At 41.8% G+C, this 16,290-nt stretch carries 20 protein-coding genes; 7 read left to right on the forward strand and 13 right to left on the reverse strand.

Annotated elements, in window-relative coordinates; genetic code table 11:
- Window positions 1-54: 54 nt before the first annotated feature.
- Genes H7F25_RS09500 through H7F25_RS09510 form a run of 3 tightly spaced genes read right to left on the reverse strand, consistent with a single transcriptional unit; the run spans window position 55 to window position 2,229 of the window.
- A complete protein-coding gene (locus H7F25_RS09500) occupies window positions 55-507 on the reverse strand; it encodes a GNAT family N-acetyltransferase (RefSeq protein ID WP_073206188.1) in 453 nt (150 codons plus the stop codon).
- On the reverse strand, window positions 494-1,675 hold the full coding sequence (locus H7F25_RS09505) for a TIGR00375 family protein (protein ID WP_024428054.1): 1,182 nt from the start codon (window positions 1,673-1,675) through the stop codon (window positions 494-496). The genes H7F25_RS09500 and H7F25_RS09505 overlap by 14 nt, the downstream gene beginning before the upstream one ends.
- Complete coding sequence (locus H7F25_RS09510) at window positions 1,672-2,229, reverse strand: NUDIX hydrolase (RefSeq protein ID WP_034622377.1); 558 nt, start codon at window positions 2,227-2,229, stop codon at window positions 1,672-1,674. The genes H7F25_RS09505 and H7F25_RS09510 overlap by 4 nt, the downstream gene beginning before the upstream one ends.
- A 168-nt stretch (window positions 2,230-2,397) precedes the next feature.
- Between H7F25_RS09510 and H7F25_RS09515 the strand changes: the two genes are divergently transcribed.
- Window positions 2,398-3,321: an aldo/keto reductase gene (locus H7F25_RS09515; protein WP_024422879.1), complete on the forward strand. Its 924-nt coding sequence runs from the start codon at window positions 2,398-2,400 to the stop codon at window positions 3,319-3,321.
- A 135-nt stretch (window positions 3,322-3,456) separates the two neighbouring features.
- On the opposite strand, the gene H7F25_RS09520 is transcribed toward H7F25_RS09515, so the two are convergent.
- Complete coding sequence (locus H7F25_RS09520) at window positions 3,457-3,861, reverse strand: antimicrobial peptide LCI (protein WP_235183618.1); 405 nt, start codon at window positions 3,859-3,861, stop codon at window positions 3,457-3,459.
- 194 nt (window positions 3,862-4,055) lie between these two features.
- Complete coding sequence (locus H7F25_RS09525) at window positions 4,056-4,280, reverse strand: YqkE family protein (protein ID WP_025093024.1); 225 nt, start codon at window positions 4,278-4,280, stop codon at window positions 4,056-4,058.
- Between the two features lie 123 nt (window positions 4,281-4,403).
- On the opposite strand from H7F25_RS09525, the gene H7F25_RS09530 reads away from it, so the two are divergent.
- Complete coding sequence (locus H7F25_RS09530) at window positions 4,404-5,330, forward strand: alpha/beta hydrolase (RefSeq protein ID WP_056767231.1); 927 nt, start codon at window positions 4,404-4,406, stop codon at window positions 5,328-5,330.
- Window positions 5,331-5,356: 26 nt separating this feature from the next.
- Here H7F25_RS09530 and H7F25_RS09535 read toward each other — a convergent pair whose 3' ends face one another.
- The 6 genes from H7F25_RS09535 to H7F25_RS09560 form a co-directional block, all read right to left on the reverse strand.
- The gene (locus tag H7F25_RS09535) at window positions 5,357-6,619 is read right to left on the reverse strand and encodes a response regulator aspartate phosphatase (RefSeq protein WP_024428051.1); all 1,263 of its coding nucleotides are present in this window, start codon (window positions 6,617-6,619) and stop codon (window positions 5,357-5,359) included.
- 128 nt (window positions 6,620-6,747) lie between these two features.
- Window positions 6,748-6,894: a hypothetical protein gene (locus tag H7F25_RS09540; protein ID WP_157840128.1), complete on the reverse strand. Its 147-nt coding sequence runs from the start codon at window positions 6,892-6,894 to the stop codon at window positions 6,748-6,750.
- Between the two features lie 27 nt (window positions 6,895-6,921).
- Entirely contained in the window at window positions 6,922-7,161 is a 240-nt protein-coding gene (locus H7F25_RS09545) for a YqkC family protein (protein ID WP_024422884.1), read from the reverse strand.
- Between the two features lie 12 nt (window positions 7,162-7,173).
- Window positions 7,174-7,500, reverse strand: coding sequence for an iron-sulfur cluster biosynthesis family protein (locus H7F25_RS09550; RefSeq protein WP_185853670.1), 327 nt, complete (start codon window positions 7,498-7,500; stop codon window positions 7,174-7,176).
- A 79-nt stretch (window positions 7,501-7,579) separates the two neighbouring features.
- Entirely contained in the window at window positions 7,580-8,554 is a 975-nt protein-coding gene (locus H7F25_RS09555) for a GNAT family N-acetyltransferase (protein WP_185853671.1), read from the reverse strand.
- Window positions 8,551-9,030 (reverse strand): GNAT family N-acetyltransferase, encoded by a 480-nt coding sequence (locus tag H7F25_RS09560; RefSeq protein WP_125587268.1) that lies wholly within the window; start codon window positions 9,028-9,030, stop codon window positions 8,551-8,553. Before H7F25_RS09560 ends, H7F25_RS09555 begins: the two co-directional genes overlap by 4 nt.
- Window positions 9,031-9,308: 278 nt before the next feature.
- Between H7F25_RS09560 and H7F25_RS09565 the strand changes: the two genes are divergently transcribed.
- The 4 genes from H7F25_RS09565 (at window position 9,309) to H7F25_RS09580 (ending at window position 12,938) form a co-directional block, all read left to right on the forward strand.
- The gene (locus tag H7F25_RS09565) at window positions 9,309-9,758 is read left to right on the forward strand and encodes a YfmQ family protein (RefSeq protein ID WP_024422888.1); all 450 of its coding nucleotides are present in this window, start codon (window positions 9,309-9,311) and stop codon (window positions 9,756-9,758) included.
- A 152-nt stretch (window positions 9,759-9,910) separates the two neighbouring features.
- Entirely contained in the window at window positions 9,911-11,143 is a 1,233-nt protein-coding gene (locus tag H7F25_RS09570) for a DNA polymerase IV (RefSeq protein ID WP_171464494.1), read from the forward strand.
- Between the two features lie 15 nt (window positions 11,144-11,158).
- Window positions 11,159-11,503, forward strand: a complete 345-nt coding sequence (locus tag H7F25_RS09575) for a YolD-like family protein (protein WP_041117889.1) — start codon at window positions 11,159-11,161, stop codon at window positions 11,501-11,503.
- 199 nt (window positions 11,504-11,702) lie between these two features.
- A complete protein-coding gene (locus H7F25_RS09580) occupies window positions 11,703-12,938 on the forward strand; it encodes an MDR family MFS transporter (RefSeq protein ID WP_024428045.1) in 1,236 nt (411 codons plus the stop codon).
- A 33-nt stretch (window positions 12,939-12,971) separates the two neighbouring features.
- Here H7F25_RS09580 and coaA read toward each other — a convergent pair whose 3' ends face one another.
- The gene (gene coaA, locus H7F25_RS09585) at window positions 12,972-13,931 is read right to left on the reverse strand and encodes a type I pantothenate kinase (RefSeq protein ID WP_024428044.1); all 960 of its coding nucleotides are present in this window, start codon (window positions 13,929-13,931) and stop codon (window positions 12,972-12,974) included.
- A gap of 189 nt (window positions 13,932-14,120) precedes the next feature.
- Here coaA and H7F25_RS09590 point away from each other — a divergent pair, with 189 nt between their 5' ends.
- Complete coding sequence (locus H7F25_RS09590) at window positions 14,121-15,449, forward strand: CoA-disulfide reductase (protein ID WP_185853672.1); 1,329 nt, start codon at window positions 14,121-14,123, stop codon at window positions 15,447-15,449.
- A 63-nt stretch (window positions 15,450-15,512) separates the two neighbouring features.
- On the opposite strand, the gene H7F25_RS09595 is transcribed toward H7F25_RS09590, so the two are convergent.
- Window positions 15,513-16,289, reverse strand: coding sequence for an SDR family NAD(P)-dependent oxidoreductase (locus tag H7F25_RS09595; RefSeq protein WP_103131977.1), 777 nt, complete (start codon window positions 16,287-16,289; stop codon window positions 15,513-15,515).
- Window position 16,290 lies beyond the last annotated feature (1 nt).

Below are 16,290 nucleotides of genomic sequence, written 5' to 3' on the forward strand. Positions count from 1 at the left end.
TTCGTTGACGTTATGATACACGATGTTCCATAAAAAAGATAGACGTATACACGTCTATCTTTCTGTTTTCACCATATCAAGATGCGGAATCCCATCTTCATCATAAACATCTGAGACGGCCTTGAAACCAAATGATTCGTAAAATGACTTCAGGTAGGCTTGCGCCTGTATTTTGATACTTGTTTCACCTAATTCACTAAGCTTTTCTAAAGCCTTGATGAGCAGCAGCTTTCCATAGCCTTTTTTCCGGCCGGCCTGCGTCACAAGAACGCGGCCGATGGACGCCTCTTTGTACATGATCCCGTTTTGGAAAATTCGGCAATACGCCACAATGACGCCGTTCTCTTTTGCGATGAGATGAAGCGCTTCTTGGTCCCTGTGATCAATTTCAGGGTAAGGGCATGTTTGTTCAACAACAAACACGTTGACTCTTTCCATGAGAATCAAGTAAAGATCCTCTTTTGACAATTGTTCAAATGTGTGACATGTCCATTTAATGTGACTCATGATTGATATCCACCTTACCGTACACTCCGCCTCCACCAGCGATGAGTCCGACTTCGCCCTTCCTTGCTTTGATGATGTAGCCCGCTGTCTTTTCTGGCAGAACGGCTTTTAGTTCTTGTTCTGTTGCTTGATGTAAAATATTCATCTCTGTGTGAAACACGGCTTTTAGCTTCTCCAGTGTTTTAGGTCCAACTCCCGGAATAAACTGAAGCGGAAGCTGATGAACATAAGGAGGTCTCGTTCTTTTTTCACTTTCTTGGTCAGCAAGCTCTTCTAAACGTTCACTTACTCCTTTTGTCATCCGTGTATGTCCGCATACATGGCACTCTTTTTGATCTGGTGCGTGAGGTCTAACCCCGCATTTCTCGCAGGTCGTATGATAATACTTCCCAAGCCGCGGAGCAAGTCCATAATTTCCTGTAACAGCTCTGCCATCTTTTTCTTCAAGGGCTAGCTTGAATTCGGCAAAAGAGGCATGATCCATTTTGATTTTTGTATATTCCCGCGCGATTTTCCCTAAAGAATGAGCATCTGAATTCGTTAAAAAGGGATACCGGTTCAGCTCACTCAACTGGGACGCCATTGACGTATCACAGCTAAGACCAAGCTCAACAGCATCAATAAGGTCAGGATCAAATACTTCCGTTAAAGAAGTGTTGACCCCTTTGCCGTATAGACTTTTATGCGGCGTGAAAATATGAGCAGGAATAAACAAACCTCCCAGCTCCTTAACCTTGCGCTGAAGTGTTTTCCCATCAACATAGAGGCGCTGTGAACTCAAATGTACATTTTTCATATGAAGCGAAAGCCAGGCGGAAAACTCAGACATTTTGTGTAGTGTGGGCATAAATGCCAGCACATGAATCGGTCCCTTTGAATGGTCATCATTGATTTCTAATTCACTGCCTAAAAGCAGCACTGTCTCTCCAAATGATAGACCGCCGTCATTTAGTTCAGTGTACCTGCCTTCCTCTACACCTTCTATTAATTCTTCTAGGACTTCTGGAGATTGTGCATCAATCACACCAATCATCCCCATCCCTTTACTTTCTGCTGCTTCAATAAGAATTTGATCAATTGTCAGTGACCTTGCACCTGTAATTTTGACAGCTCTGCCTGTTCTTGTTCTGCCAATATGGATATGGATGTCTGCAAAAAATTCCTTCATTTTGTTGACTCAAGTACCTCTTGCAGTTGTAAGTACTGAATGGCATAGGCTGTTTTTGCATCATAAATATGCTGCTGTTCAATGAGGTGCAAGGCTTCTTCTAATGAAACTTCCATTACTTCGACAAATTCATCTTCATCCAGCTCTCTTTTTTCTTCAAGCGGAACTAGCTGATCTGCTAGATAGATGTGAACAATTTCATCTGCAAAACCAGGTGATGTATAAAAGGCCGTCAGCTTTTGAAGCTGCTGAGTTGTATATCCTGTTTCTTCTTCTAATTCTCTTAATGCTGTATGTGCCGGCTCTTCCCCTTTTTCTAGTTTTCCGGCCGGAATTTCAACGATGGCTCTCTCTAGTGCTTTACGGTATTGTTTGACCAAGATGATTTTATTTTCGTCTGTACGTGCAATGACGGCTACTGCACCAGGATGTTTAATGATTTCGCGTTTGCCTTGTTTTCCATTAGGCAATTCTACATCTTCAAGAACCAAATCAATGATTTTTCCGTTGTATAATTCTTTAGACGATAATGTTTTTTCTTCAAAGTCCTTCAATTTTGTCAGCTCCTCGTTCTACTTTCACTTTTTACTTCATTTATTTTAACATAGATGATTTAAGAGAAGCGAAAAGCGAAACGCTTGCTTCAATGCGCCATTTGAAATCACCTAGCTTGAATTCCTGATTTTTTTCACTTAATGTGAAAGGATAGGAGTGTGATGGAATTGAAAAAAAGACGAATTGGCACCTCAGATCTCTTAGTGAGCGAGGCGGCACTAGGATGCATGTCTCTTGGGACGGAAAAAGAAAAAGCGCTCTCTTTATTAGATGAGGCCATTGATCTCGGAATTAACTATTTGGATACAGCCGATTTATATGATTTTGGGACAAATGAGGAAATTGTCGGGGAAGCCATTAAAAACAGACGGCAGGATTTGATTTTGGCGACAAAAGGCGGCAACCGCTTTGAAAAAGGCAAACCAGGCTGGGACTGGGATCCTTCAAAAGCGTACATAAAGGAAGCAGTAAAACAAAGCCTCAAGCGGCTTCAAACAGATTATATTGATTTATATCAATTACACGGAGGCACGATTGATGACCCCATTGATGAAACGATTGAGGCTTTTGAAGAGTTAGTAGAGGAAGGCGTAATTCGCTATTATGGCATTTCATCTATCCGTCCAAATGTCATTAAAGAATATGCCAAAAAGTCCAATATCGTAAGCGTGATGATGCAATATAGTTTACTCGACCGCCGCCCAGAAGAATGGTTCTCTCTACTTGAAGAACAAAGCATTAGTGTCGTCGCAAGAGGTCCTTTAGCGAAAGGATTATTAACTGAGAAGCCACTTTCTCAAGCAAGTGCAGCGATTCAAAAAAACGGCTATCTTCAATATTCATTTGAAGAGCTTCAGCAGATCATTCCTTCTTTAAAGAAAGTCGCTTATGACCTATCACTCACTGAACTGTCCATTCAGTATATACTAAAACATTCTGCGGTCAGTTCCGTTGTATTTGGTGCAAGCTCAGTGGATCAGTTAAAAGAAAATATAGCAGCAGCAAATGCACGTTCATTAAGTGACCAAGAAGTCAAAGCATTAACTTACTATACAAAACCATCTGTGTATGAAACGCACCGGTTCAAATAACAAAAAAGATCATATGATGTGATCTCTCAGATTGTAGAAAAACTCATGTTTTTCTACAATCTTTTTATTTTAGCGTATGTATGATACTAGTGTTTCTCTATTAAAAATGAGGAGGGGCTAAAAGCCCCGTTGTCCTTATCTTGCACTTTCATAATATGCATAATTTCCAGATTTGCCTTTAAGATAAAATGTAGTACCAAAGCGACTGAAACTATTTGCAAAAGAACCATTATCTGAATACATACATAGCCGATTACTTGCGCCTTTAAAAGGGGTTACAGAACAATCTACAATTGAAGTAGCCTTTGTACTCAAATCAGCATTCGTTAAATCATTTGTAGCAAGAGCTTGTCCAGAAACAGGTAAAAGCAATCCTAAAGATAAAGCGACTCCAGCCATTGTTTTTCTCAATTTCATGTGAATCATCTCCATTCCCAAATTTTGTAATACACCTTCATTATAAGGAGAATGATCCTCTATCAAAAGGGTCTTAATAACCGTATTTTCAATAAAAAGGAATTTAAATAATTCAATACTCACCTTTTTACTTCTATCTTAAACATAAGTTATGGGATTTCGTTTCGTTTGACTATAGATATCATACTGTCACAATTCTGAAATGAAGTGATGTGAAGGGGGAAGAAGTGCTTTTCTCTTTAAGCACTTCTATGTTTCTGCTGTGGATCTATCTTAAAATGATGGTATGAAAAAAGAGAGCATCATCGCCCTCTTTTTTAGCTTTTATACTTTCTCCAGTCTAAATGGCTTTCATCTAGCAGCTCTGAAAAGCTTTTGTTTTTTTCTTTTTCTTTCTGCTGCCGAAGGAGGTCTTGTCGTTTTTGTTCTTCTCTTTTTTCTGTTTCGACGGCAAGGTTCTGCTTCATTTGAAGAAGCTGCTGTTTGACATCATCGTTTATGCCGTCCTTTAATTTCACTTGATCTTGTTTGGTCTTTTTCATTGTGCCTCTCTCCTTTTGACTTAGTGTATCATCCGTTTTATTTTCTGAGCAAGAGGCACGCCAATCTCCCAAGATGTGGTATGATCGTCGTAGAAAAAACTCCGGAAAGGAAGAATCGGCTAGATGAAGAAATGGATCGCTATATTTGCCTTCATATTATGTCCACTCGCTGCAATCGGCATTTTTTTCACCAATAAAATGATGTATATTCGAAAATTAACGGATGAAGAGCTCATCAAACGAGAATCAGATGGAGGCCATTATCATCATGAGGAATTTCAACAGCTTAAAAAAGAGAAAGTGTGTATTCCTTCAGCATTTGGTTATGATCTCCATGGCTATTTTGTGCCGTATCCACATACAACACGCACAATCGTCCTTTGCCACGGTGTTACAGTCAGCTTGATTAACTCCGTTAAGTATATGAAATTATTCCAAAAGCTCGGATGGAATGTGATGCTTTATGATCATAGGAGACATGGAATGAGCGGCGGGAAAACCACAAGTTATGGATATTATGAAAAAGAAGATCTAGCAAAGATCGTAAAGTGGCTCAGACAAAAACTCGGAGAAAGTGCCATCATTGGGATACACGGAGAATCAATGGGTGCAGTCACGACCTTGTTATATGCTGCAAAGCCGGAAGCAAACGCCAATTTTTACATAGCAGACTGCCCTTTTGCTTCTTTTGAGGACCAGCTTCTTTATCGATTAAAAACAGATTTTCGCCTTTCAGGAGAGTGGATTCTTCCACTAAGTGATCAAGTGTTAAAATGGCGGGATGGATACCGCATCCGGCAAGTTTCCCCTCTTGATGTGATCGACCAGGTGAAAGAACCTGTACTTTTTATTCATAGCCGCCATGACGACTATATCCCCTGTGAGCAAAGTCAGCAGTTATATGCACGAAAAAAGGGTGACAAACAGTTATTTATTGCGCCACACGGTGCGCATGCAATGTCTTTTAGCGAAAATAAGGAAGCTTATGAGCAAGAAATTCAAGCATTTCTTCAAAAATTTGAATTGAATGAAAATAAAAGAGGAGAATGAACAGCAGTTCGTCCCCTCTTTTTGAGCTAACTTATACGATAGTCACCACTGTTGTATGGTGTCTGCCCGCAAGCTCCATATGGCTCTCTTCCGATTGCTGCTGACTCATGACCGATAATCCTGCAGTTGCTGCCAATAAAAGAACTATCAAACTCGTTTTCATATAAATGACCCCCATTTTGGATTTTTGATATGGCTTGAATTTTCCTTTCGTAAAACCGGGTAGATACTTCAAACAGTCCAAGCTCATTGTAATAATGAGCCGCATCAAGTGCCAATTCCTCAATATCTGGGTATAAGCGCTTGTCCTCGAGCAGGTCTAATGTATCGTCTATGATTGTTATGTCTGCATCAACGTATAATGCTTTTAAGAACTGAAATTTGCAGATGTAAATTTCATCTTCTAATTCACAGGCCTTCATAATACCTTGTTGATAGAGGGTTAACGACTCTTCTATTTGTTTTTGTTTAAACAGGATTTGTGTCAGCATAAATAGTGGGTCTAGAGAGCGATTAAGATGGGTTAAATTCTCCTTTTCAAACACTTCAATAGAGTCTTTCAGATAACGGCTTGCTTCCGCAAGATCGTTCATTTGATAATAACAGTTACCTAAGTTGAAAAGGGCCGAACCTATGACTCGAGGGTTTCCAATTGAGCGTGCTCGCTTTAGAGCATTTTTAAAGTAGGGCAATGCATGTTCATAGCATTTCAAATCATCATAGTTTGCACCAATGACAAATTCACAGTGGATGATTCTCAGCGTGTACGTTCTGTAGGCAGAATACGTATCTAACGCTTGCAAGGCATAGTGCATCGAAAAGTGGGTTTGTTTCATGTGGTAGTAAATTTCTGCTAATTTAAAGTAAAATTCTGCTCTTTCTATATCATCTGATATGAGATTGAGCTTTTTTTCTGCTGAGCGGTAATAAGCAATGGCACTTAAATAGTTTCTCTGTTCAAATTCAAACATTCCTGTGAAAAAATGAACATAGTATTCAAGCATATCCGTTAATTTCGTTTGTGAATGTTCAATCGTTTCTAGCAAATTCTTAATCTCTTCATCATTCGAGGCTTTCTTTGCCGGTTCAAAATATTCAAGCATCACCTTGTGGCGAAAATCCATCAGCTGGTAAAACAATAACAAGTTTTGATCCTGCTCCATCTCCAGGATTTCCTGCTCGATCTCCGCCTTCAGCTTCTCTGCTTTCATCACATGAAATCCGCAAATCTGCCTATACCATTCGTTTATTTTGATTCCAACCTGAGGCGATGACAGCTTGAGCTTCAATTCACTTTAGCACCTCCCTTCCCATATACGATACATGTTGTATTCTATCACATTTCCTCGAATGGAAGAAATATGAAATGTCATTTTTCGCAAAGTTTTCGGTATCCCGCAATTAACGCTACAAATGCCTATTTTTCGGCATTTACAGCCATTATTTTTTTATTTCCAGCTTGCTCATTTTGTCGAATTGTTTGTTGAAAAACGGCTTTTTCCGTTCCCAAAAGATCATTTTCCGGATTAGACAGCCGTGCGGTTTGATGAGATGATGAACGCACGAAAAAAACCCTTCCGAAAAAGGGCTTTTATAATACATCTGTTACTTGGTCCATATTCTCTTTGATCCAATTGACAGCTAATTCGAGCGTTGGAAATTCTTCTGTTTCAAATGTGACTTCATCTTGAAGAAGCCAAACGTCCTTTTTCACCGAATCCATTCCACCTATTGACCAGTGCAAAAGGCTATAGGGATGATTGTTATTTAAAAACGACACCCATGTTTTATTTTGTGCCGTATTTTGTATCACTTTTAGCTTTTGATCCACTACATTTCCACCTTACTTTACAAGTATACCCATTCTCGGGCTGAGTATTTGTTGAGGACTTTTCAACATGAGTGTGTTGGCTTTTTCGTTAAAATCAATCGTCATTTCCTCGTCAAAAAAGACCTTTTGTGCTGTGTGTATGTACAGCTTAAAGAGCTGATTATGCTTGAGTTCTTCCCATTCGCCTGTTCTTTCACCTGTGAGCCAAATCATTGGGACACCGCTTACCGCACAGCCGCACCCATCTGAATCATATCGAAGGAGCAGTTCTTTTGATTCATGCCCTGCTTGTTGTTTTGTAAGGAACACTGCTGCTGGTTCTGTTATATGAATATACATGCCGAACATCCTTTTTTCGTTGATTGTTACATTGTAACATATCAGTCATCAATTAAACATGTTCACGCCCTGTTAGCTCTTATGTCTGATCATTTGTCTTTAACTGGTCTGACCAATTGTACGCTTCTTGTTCAATTTCTTTAATGAGCTCATCTTTTCCTTTGATATAACTTGCCATATCTTCAGGATAGGCTTTTGCCAATTGACGCTTTTTATCTGCATAGGCTTTGGCACGATCAGGTGCAGCTTTTAAATAATCTCGGAATACCAAATGCCTTTTTACATCATCATGGCCGGCTTCATAGGCGTGAACGTGATGTGTTCGGTTCAAGCCGCCTTTTCTAAAAAAACGTCTTCCCTTGAGTCCATTTTCTCCGAGCGGTTCATATCCAAGCTGGCGAAACAGGTGGTTACACTCATCTAAGGTGCTGATATGCTTCACCTCTAGCAAGATATCAATAATTGGCTTAGCCGCCATTCCTATGACTGACGTACTGCCAATATGGTGGCCATATACCCAGTTGTCGCCAACTATCTTTTTCAGCTTGTCATGCTCATCTTGAAATTGTTTTGGCCAGCCCGATTGGTATTCAATCACTTCCACCTTTCGAAGCATCAAACGTTCCATCTTTGTTAACATCAGCTTGTTTTCCACCTGCAAACGGGCTTTCTGTTTAAACCCTAGTTTTTCATAAAGCTTGATTGCTGGTGTATTTGCCTCTGCTGTTGTGAGCTCGACTGTTTTTTGATACTGGATAATGGATTGCAGGAGCGCTGTCCCGATTCCTTGATTGACATGTTGTGGGTGCACAGCTAACCGGCTGAGGATGATCCGATCATCATGCAGTTCATATGAAGCGATTCCTAACAAATGCCCCTCTTTTTCAAAGCCTATGAAAATCTCATCTGTTTCTATTATGTCTTGAACTGTTTCTTTTAAGGGCGGTAAATCTTGATAGCCAATTTGTTCTGCCTCCCGCTGATATGCAGCCAATTGGATATGTAACAGCTCTTTCGCTTGTTCTTCATTTTTTTGATCCAGTCTGATGATCATGCTTTCGCCTCCAGCTTTTTCACAAATAGCACCCGGTCTTCATGAATGCCGTCGTAATCTGAAAAAACTGAAATACCATCCACTGTTTTATCTCCCTTTTCTATCTGAAAACCGAGCTTTGTATGGTAAGCAATCGAGACTTTATTGACAGGAGCTGTAATAGCCTTAATCGTTGTTCTTCCTTCCTTTTCAGCCGCTTCATAAAACGCTTGATAGAGAATTTTGCCAATCTTCAATTTCCGGTGGTCTGGATGTACCCCAACAAAGTGAATATACGCTTCATTTGAATGCGATTGCGATAAAAAACCGACTAGAAAGCCGATCAGTTCACCTTTTTCAACAACGACAAAACTTGTTTGCTGAAAATGTTCGAAAAATAGCTTTGGCAATTTCGCGCGTAAATCTCTGCCTCCCCACCAGCTTTGAATGACGGATGTGACCGCATAAAAATCTGACGGCTTCACTTGACGTATCATGATGGCCTCGCCCCTTTTCATTTTTAGCTGTACCGCTCTTTTTTCACAAAAATCAACTGTTTCAATAGTCTACCTGTCTGATCAATTGTTTGTAAAGGTGATGTATCAGCCTTTTTTCCTTTCAGCTTTGTTGGTTCTTCGTTCTTTTGCTGTCATCTCCTTTTAAATCTTCACACTTATTTCAAAAAGTTCACTTTTTATGCGAAAGATCCATTCTTTTGTTATGTTAAAATTGTTCATATAAGAAATGTAACAAATGTTTATTGGAGATGATGATATTGGTTTGGATTGTTACTTCACTTGTTGTGTTTAGTCTTTTAAAGCTGCTTGTCACTTCGCTGCCTTCGGGTGTTGTTGAACGCCTTTTTAGTCGTTATGCGGTGCATGCAAAAGTAACAAGTGATCAAACAACGATGACGTTTCAAGGACGTCCACTCGATGATCAGCAAACATCCGAAATTATTCAACATTTTAATGATGCGATCTTTATTGAACGCTATTATATTTATCCTGGTGACGAAGAGCGTTTTCTTCATCCGCAGGAAGGGCCGGCGCCGCTTACCATGCAAACAAAGCTTGGCAAGCATGATGTAACCCTTTATCTGTATCATTACGATGACCACGTGGATGTGGTGCGGCAGTTTACCCATAAGCCTAAGAAAAAACTAACGGCCTATCGTTTGCGTTCTGAGCCGCTCCAAACATCAAATAACTTGGCACATGCTTAAAATGACTCATTTTACCCAGATGAGACGAAGTGGAGACACTTCGTCTTTTTTGTATGGATTTACACTCTTCTCTTTGAATGATTTACCAGTATCAATTTCACCTTCTGGCGGTTAAAATGTATACAGAACATACGTTCTAAGAGGTGAAAATCATGAATGAACGAGCCATTCTGCTTGTGGATATGCAGTCGTTTTATGCGTCAGTCGAAAAAGTGGAGGCTCCCCATTTGAAGGATGTGCCGCTCATCGTCTCAGGAGATCCCGAGCGGCGGAGCGGGGTCGTACTTGCGGCCTGCCCGCTTGCTAAAAAACGGGGCGTACAAAATGCATCAAGATTATGGGAAGCAAAGGAGAAATGCCCTGAAGCCGTCGTCGTACGTCCACGTATGCAGCGCTACCTTGATGTCTCTGTCATGATGACAGAACTGCTTGAACAATACACAGATCTTGTCGAACCCTATTCAATTGATGAACAGTTTCTCGATATTACGGGAAGTGTGACACTACTCGGTTCGCCGCGCGAGATCGCTCAAAATATACAAACGACCATTATGAACCAGACAGGCATTTACGCACGTGTTGGGATTGGCCCTAATAAAGTGCTCGCTAAAATGGCCTGTGACCATTTTGCTAAAAAAAACAAATCTGGCATCTATGAACTTCGTGCAGACCGGGTTGCGGCTGATTTATGGCCGCTTCCGATTGGAAAATTATTTGGCGTCGGCAAACGGATGGAGCACCATTTAAAACGAATGGGCATCAGTACCATCGGGACGCTTGCTGCTTATCCGTTAGACCGGCTAAAAAAACGCTGGGGAATCAACGGGGAGCTTCTGCAGCGAACTGCTTTAGGACACGACCCTTCCCCGGTCACTCTTCACACACATGATCAGCAAAAAGCGGTTGGGCATCATATGACCCTTCCCCATGATTATGCGTCCTTTGAGGACATCAAAGTCGCCCTTCTTGAATTGAGTGAAGAAGTGGCAAGACGTGCGCGCTTTAAGCATTATGTTGGGCAAACGGTGTCTGTTGGCGTAAGAGGCGCTGATTTTTCTCATCCGACTGGATTTCATAGACAAATCAAGCTCCATTCACCCACACAATACGGAACAGATATTGCAGAAGCAGCTATTCAGCTATGCCAGCAGCACTGGGACGGCCAGCCCATTCGCAGTGTAGGTATTACTCTCTCGCAGCTGCAGCCTGACAGCCAATATCAGCTGAGTTTATTTGATCACCATTTCAAAAAAGACAGACTCAGCAAAGTATTTGATGCGATCCATATGAAGTATGGACCTGCTGCACTCTTGCACGCTTCGTCACTAACAAGCGCAGGGCAGGCGTATCACCGCGCCGAAAAAATTGGTGGACATTACAAATAACGGAGGCGAACAGCCATGAATCCCAATAAATTAACACCTGGATACAACATCATGTGGGAATCAAGCCGAATGATGCTCCCAGAGCACCGTGAACAGCTGCTTGCTCAAAAACGGAAAAAAAAAGAATACACACCTCCTTCGCTGAGTACTGATCAGCTAGAGGAAATGAATTTTTTGATCACACAGTCGATTACAGAGGACCAAGCGATTTGCGTGACATATGCTGCAGCAGGTATGAAACAGCAGTTTTGGGGCTGGGTGAAAACCATTCATTATGAAACGCAGCGCATAAAAATCGTCAATGATGAAGATGTTCTCCACCTGTCCTTGCAGCAAATTGTCGCGATTGATCTTGATTAAATTGTCTTTAAATGACCATACGAATCAGAAGATCTAAAAGACTAGAAGCATCGGCAGAAAAAAACATGCTCTCCAAATTTGCGAGCTATTCGGGCCTCCTCTGCCATATGACGGATGTCTCCTCCATCAAATTGTGTATTTAATTTGCACAATTTTTCATGTATGATTGGAACATCTTAACACTCAGGGGAGAAACATCATGAAAAATAACTTACGTACTTTACATCCACTTAGTTGGACGATCATCATCGGCACCATATTCGGCCGAATGGCGACGTCCATGAGCATTCCTTTTTTGGCCGTTTATTTGACACAAGTCAAAGGGGCTTCAGCTTCTTCAGCTGGGTTAATCATTGCCGTCAGCTCCCTTATTGGGATCGTGGCGAGTTTTTACGGCGGCTATGTTTCTGACCGAATCGGCAGGAAAAAGGTCATGCTTCTATCCATCTTCGGCTGGACACTTGTCTTTGTTGGCTTTGCGTTTGCAGATGCCATTTGGGTCTTCTTTCTCATGAACGCTTTAAATGGACTGTGCCGGGCACTGTTTGAACCGACGTCTAAGGCACTCTTATCTGATGTCACCCCATCAAGTATTCGGTTGTTTGTTTTTAATTTACGGTATACGGCCATTAATATCGGGGTGATCTTCGGCCCGCTGCTTGGCTTATATCTCGGGTCATCGAAAACAACGTTTCCATTTCTTGTCGCTGCCTTCATTTATTTGTTATATGGATTAACACTGGCCTGGCAATTTCAGAAGCATCCAGTTGCTGCTCCAGAAAGTACGAAACAAATCAGCGTCAAAAAAGCCCTTTCCATTATCCAAAAAGATACGGTCTTTAGCATCATCCTCATCGGCGTTACCTTATGTTCGTTCGGGTATTCGCATTTAAGCTCAACGCTGCCTCAATACTTATCAGCGTCACCTATGATTGAGGATGGTCCTAAACTGTTTGGATATCTTTTATCTTTAAATGCAGTGGTTGTCATTGTCGTACAATATCCGCTCATTATGATTGCGAAGCGCTACTCCACCATTTTGTCGCTGACCACCGGGAATATTCTTCTTGCCGGCAGTTTGTTTGCCATTGCTTTTTCACAAAGTCTCGGCATGCTTGCTTTCATCATTGTCGTGTTTACGATTGGAGAGGTTCTGCTGTTTGCGATGATGGATCTTTTTGTAGACAATATTGCAAAGCCTGAAGTGAAGGGATCGTACTTTGGGGCGATGGGATTTTCTCAGCTCGGCAGTGTCATCGGACCATTTGTCGGCGGACTGTGCATTGACTATTTTGGCGCAGCCCATCCCCTCTCCATTTTTACGGTCTTGTCAATGATCACCATCGCAGGCGTTCCATTCTTACTCATTGGATATTACCGTCTAAAAAAGCGATCGGCAGCAGCCATAGCTGTTAAAGTAAGTGGAGATCATTAAAAAAACCGCTCTCTCGTTTGAGCGGTTTTTTCTTTATACCCGGCGGATGGCGATCTCTTCCACCTTATGCTGATCCCCTTTTTTCAAAATGAGATCAGCCCGATATTTTGTCGGTAAAATATTTTGATATAAATTAGGGCGGTTCACGGTATTCCAAATGGTGCTTGCCATTTGATCTGCCTCTTCATCCGTCAAATCTTTATATTGATGAAAGAAGGATTCAGGGTCTTGGAAGGCTGTTTCCCTTAACAAACGAAATCGTTCTTTATACCATGATTGAATTTGCGTTTCAGCGGCGTCTACATAAATCGAAAAATCAAAGAAATCGGATACAAACACACGCGGTTCATCCTTCAGATCATCCAGCGCTGGTGATTGGAGCACATTGATTCCTTCAATAATGACAATATCCGCATCCTCTACTGTTTCATACACCCCTTCAAGCCGGTCATAGGTCAGATGCGAATATACCGGGGCATGCACAGTTTGTTTACCTGATTTTAATTCATTCAAAAAAGACAGCAGGGCTTTGACATCATAGCTTTCCGGGAAGCCTTTCTTTTCCATCAGCCCTCGATCCTTTAATTCTTTTTGAGGATATAAAAAGCCATCTGTTGTCACAAGACTCACCTTCAGCCCATCTCCAAGCCTAGATAAAAGCGTTTCAATGATACGAGCCGTTGTGCTTTTCCCGACAGCTACACTTCCAGCAATCCCAATTAAAAAGGGAATTTTGGCATGATGCGGGTAGTTTAAAAAGGCATTCACATGCTGGTTTTTTTGTTTTTCTGCAAAGACATGTAATGTCAGAAAACGAATAAGCGGTATGTAAATATCTCGAACTTCTTCAAGCGATAAATAGTCATTTAACCCTTGCAGCGCTCTTGCTTCCTCTTCTGAAACAGATACCGGCATATATTCTCCAAGAGCTGCCCAGGCCTCTCTCGTATGGCGCGTGTATAGCGTATTAAAATCTAGTCGCGTGTCACTCAAAGTCTTTCCCACCAATCTTCACTAAACTCGTAACCCAAAAAGACGATAATCCGATTGTAGCTTAAAATGAAGGCGCTGTCTTTATTTTTCAACGAAAGTTTGCTTGTTTTGCGAAAAAAAAGCATTAAAAAAAGGAATATGAGGGTAAATAAGAGTATTCAGTACGATAGATAGAAGGGAGCACACTAAATGAAATATGTGATGATTGGCGGAGATGCAGCTGGAATGAGCTGCGCTATGCAAATATATAGAGAGGATCCAAATGCATACATTGTCGTTTTTGAAAAAGGAGAGATTTTCTCATATGGCCAGTGCGGACTCCCCTACTTGATCGGCGGTCTCATTGATGATCACAGAAAGCTGATCGCACGCAGTGCTGAAACCTTTCGTGAGAAATATGGAATTGACGCCAGATGCTTACACGAAGTGACCTCCATTGACCCAGAGCAAAAAACAGTGTCGGGTCATCATACGAAAACAAAAGAACCCTTTACAGAAAGCTACGACCGCCTCTTAATTGCGACAGGAGCAAGCCCTGTCACACTGGATTTAGACAGCCAGCCATTAGAAGGCGTACACGTATTAAAAACCATCCCGCATGCGCTGTCCATTTTAGACCATTTAAAAAAGGACATCACACATGTCACGATCATTGGCGGTGGATATATCGGCCTTGAAATGGCTGAAAATTTAAAAGCGCTCGGAAAAAACGTACATATCATTCAGCGGGGAGCAGCACTCGGCCCGGGCTTTGACTCCGATATGGCAAAATACCTTAAAGAAGAGGCTGACGCCAAGGGCATTCACGTATCGCTTGGAGAAACGGTACAGCAATTAGAAGGCAAGTCACATGTCACAGCTGTTATCACAGACAAACAAACCATTCAAACAGATATGGTCATCATGGCCATCGGTGTCACTCCGCAAACCTCCTTTTTACATAATACCGGAATCAAGCGTCTTCAAAATGGCGCTATTGCAGTAAATGAATACATGCAAACCAATATAAAAGACATTTATGCTGCCGGTGATTGCGCTGCAACCTATCACCGCATCAAAAAATCACTGGATTATATTCCGCTCGGCACAACTGCGAATAAACAAGGGAGAATCGCAGGCTTTCATATGACAGGGACAAACCGGGCGTTTCAAGGCGTGACTGGAACAGCCGTCATGAAATTTATGGACGTGACAGCGGGACGAACAGGCTTATCAGAAAAAGAAGCAAAAGAGGCGGATATTCCTTTCTCCGTCATCACCATTGATAGTACAGATCACGCGAAGTATTACCCAGAAGCGCAGAAAATGAAAGTGAAACTGATTTACAGAAGCGATGACCATACCTTGCTTGGTGCCCAAATCATCGGCAGAAACGGTGTAGATAAACGGATCGATATCGTGGCGGCTGCCCTTTACCAAGAGCTGACCATAACAGATCTTGAAGATTTAGATATTAGCTATGCACCGCCGTTTAACAGTGTATGGGACCCGCTTCAGCAAGCGGCAAGACGGATATAGAAAGTGTCACAATGAAGCCATACCTCAAAAAAAGAAACCAGTTCAAAACCGGTTTCTTTTTTGTTATTTTTTCATCATCGCTTTTCGTGCTGCTTTTTCAAATAAAAATGGGAATAACTGATACAATTTGCTGCCAGCATTCATCCAGCCGGGCAGATTAATCTCTCTCTTTTTCGTCATCATGGCAGATACGACCTTCCCTGCCACCTTGTCCGCACTCAGCATCATAAAATCAACGTTCTTCACATATTCACCGCTGCGGTCAGCGATGGTAAAGAAGTCTGTGGCAATTGGTCCTGGGTTGACCGTCGTCACGTGAATGCCTGAGTCTGCCAGCTCCATTCGGAGGCTGTTTGAAAATCCAAGAACGGCATGCTTTGATGCGGAATAAATCGCTGATTTGGGTGTCGCAATCTTTCCTGCCTGGGATGCGATATTGATAATATGTCCCTGCCCTCTTTGTTTCATCTCAGGGATGACCTTTTTCGTGCAGGCGATTAAGCCAAACACATTCACCTCAAACATCGACACCATTTCCTCTATGGAGGCATCTTCGACGAGATCGAATACGCCAAAGCCGGCATTGTTGACCAAAATATCGACCGGCCCCACTTCTTCATACGCGCGATCAATGTCCTCAAGCTGGCTGACATCAAGCTGAGTGATGTGACACACCCCGCCAGCACTCATAATTTTTTCTTTCACACTAGTAAGCTTTTCCACTCGTCTTGCTGAAATAATGACCTCTGCGCCTTCTTCTGCTGCCAAGCACGCCATTTTTTCACCAATGCCCCCAGATGCGCCAGTAATCCAAATCCTTTTTCCTGTCAATCGCCCCATG

The organism is Bacillus sp. PAMC28571, from assembly GCF_014250435.1.
Classification (GTDB): domain Bacteria; phylum Bacillota; class Bacilli; order Bacillales; family Bacillaceae; genus Bacillus; species Bacillus safensis.

Excerpts from the sequence above, each read along its gene's own strand:
- H7F25_RS09590 (WP_185853672.1), top strand. The coding sequence starts at position 14,121 with ATGAAATATGTGATGATTGGCGGAGATGCAGCTGGAATGAGCTGCGCT.
- H7F25_RS09560 (WP_125587268.1), bottom strand. The coding sequence starts at position 9,030 with ATGATACGTCAAGTGAAGCCGTCAGATTTTTATGCGGTCACATCCGTC.
- H7F25_RS09550 (WP_185853670.1), bottom strand. The coding sequence starts at position 7,500 with ATGTATATTCATATAACAGAACCAGCAGCAGTGTTCCTTACAAAACAA.
- H7F25_RS09570 (WP_171464494.1), top strand. The coding sequence starts at position 9,911 with ATGAATGAACGAGCCATTCTGCTTGTGGATATGCAGTCGTTTTATGCG.
- H7F25_RS09575 (WP_041117889.1), top strand. The coding sequence starts at position 11,159 with ATGAATCCCAATAAATTAACACCTGGATACAACATCATGTGGGAATCA.
- H7F25_RS09555 (WP_185853671.1), bottom strand. The coding sequence starts at position 8,554 with ATGATCATCAGACTGGATCAAAAAAATGAAGAACAAGCGAAAGAGCTG.
- H7F25_RS09505 (WP_024428054.1), bottom strand. The coding sequence starts at position 1,675 with ATGAAGGAATTTTTTGCAGACATCCATATCCATATTGGCAGAACAAGA.
- H7F25_RS09595 (WP_103131977.1), bottom strand. The coding sequence starts at position 16,289 with ATGGGGCGATTGACAGGAAAAAGGATTTGGATTACTGGCGCATCTGGG.
- H7F25_RS09525 (WP_025093024.1), bottom strand. The coding sequence starts at position 4,280 with ATGAAAAAGACCAAACAAGATCAAGTGAAATTAAAGGACGGCATAAAC.
- H7F25_RS09530 (WP_056767231.1), top strand. The coding sequence starts at position 4,404 with ATGAAGAAATGGATCGCTATATTTGCCTTCATATTATGTCCACTCGCT.
- H7F25_RS09580 (WP_024428045.1), top strand. The coding sequence starts at position 11,703 with ATGAAAAATAACTTACGTACTTTACATCCACTTAGTTGGACGATCATC.
- H7F25_RS09500 (WP_073206188.1), bottom strand. The coding sequence starts at position 507 with ATGAGTCACATTAAATGGACATGTCACACATTTGAACAATTGTCAAAA.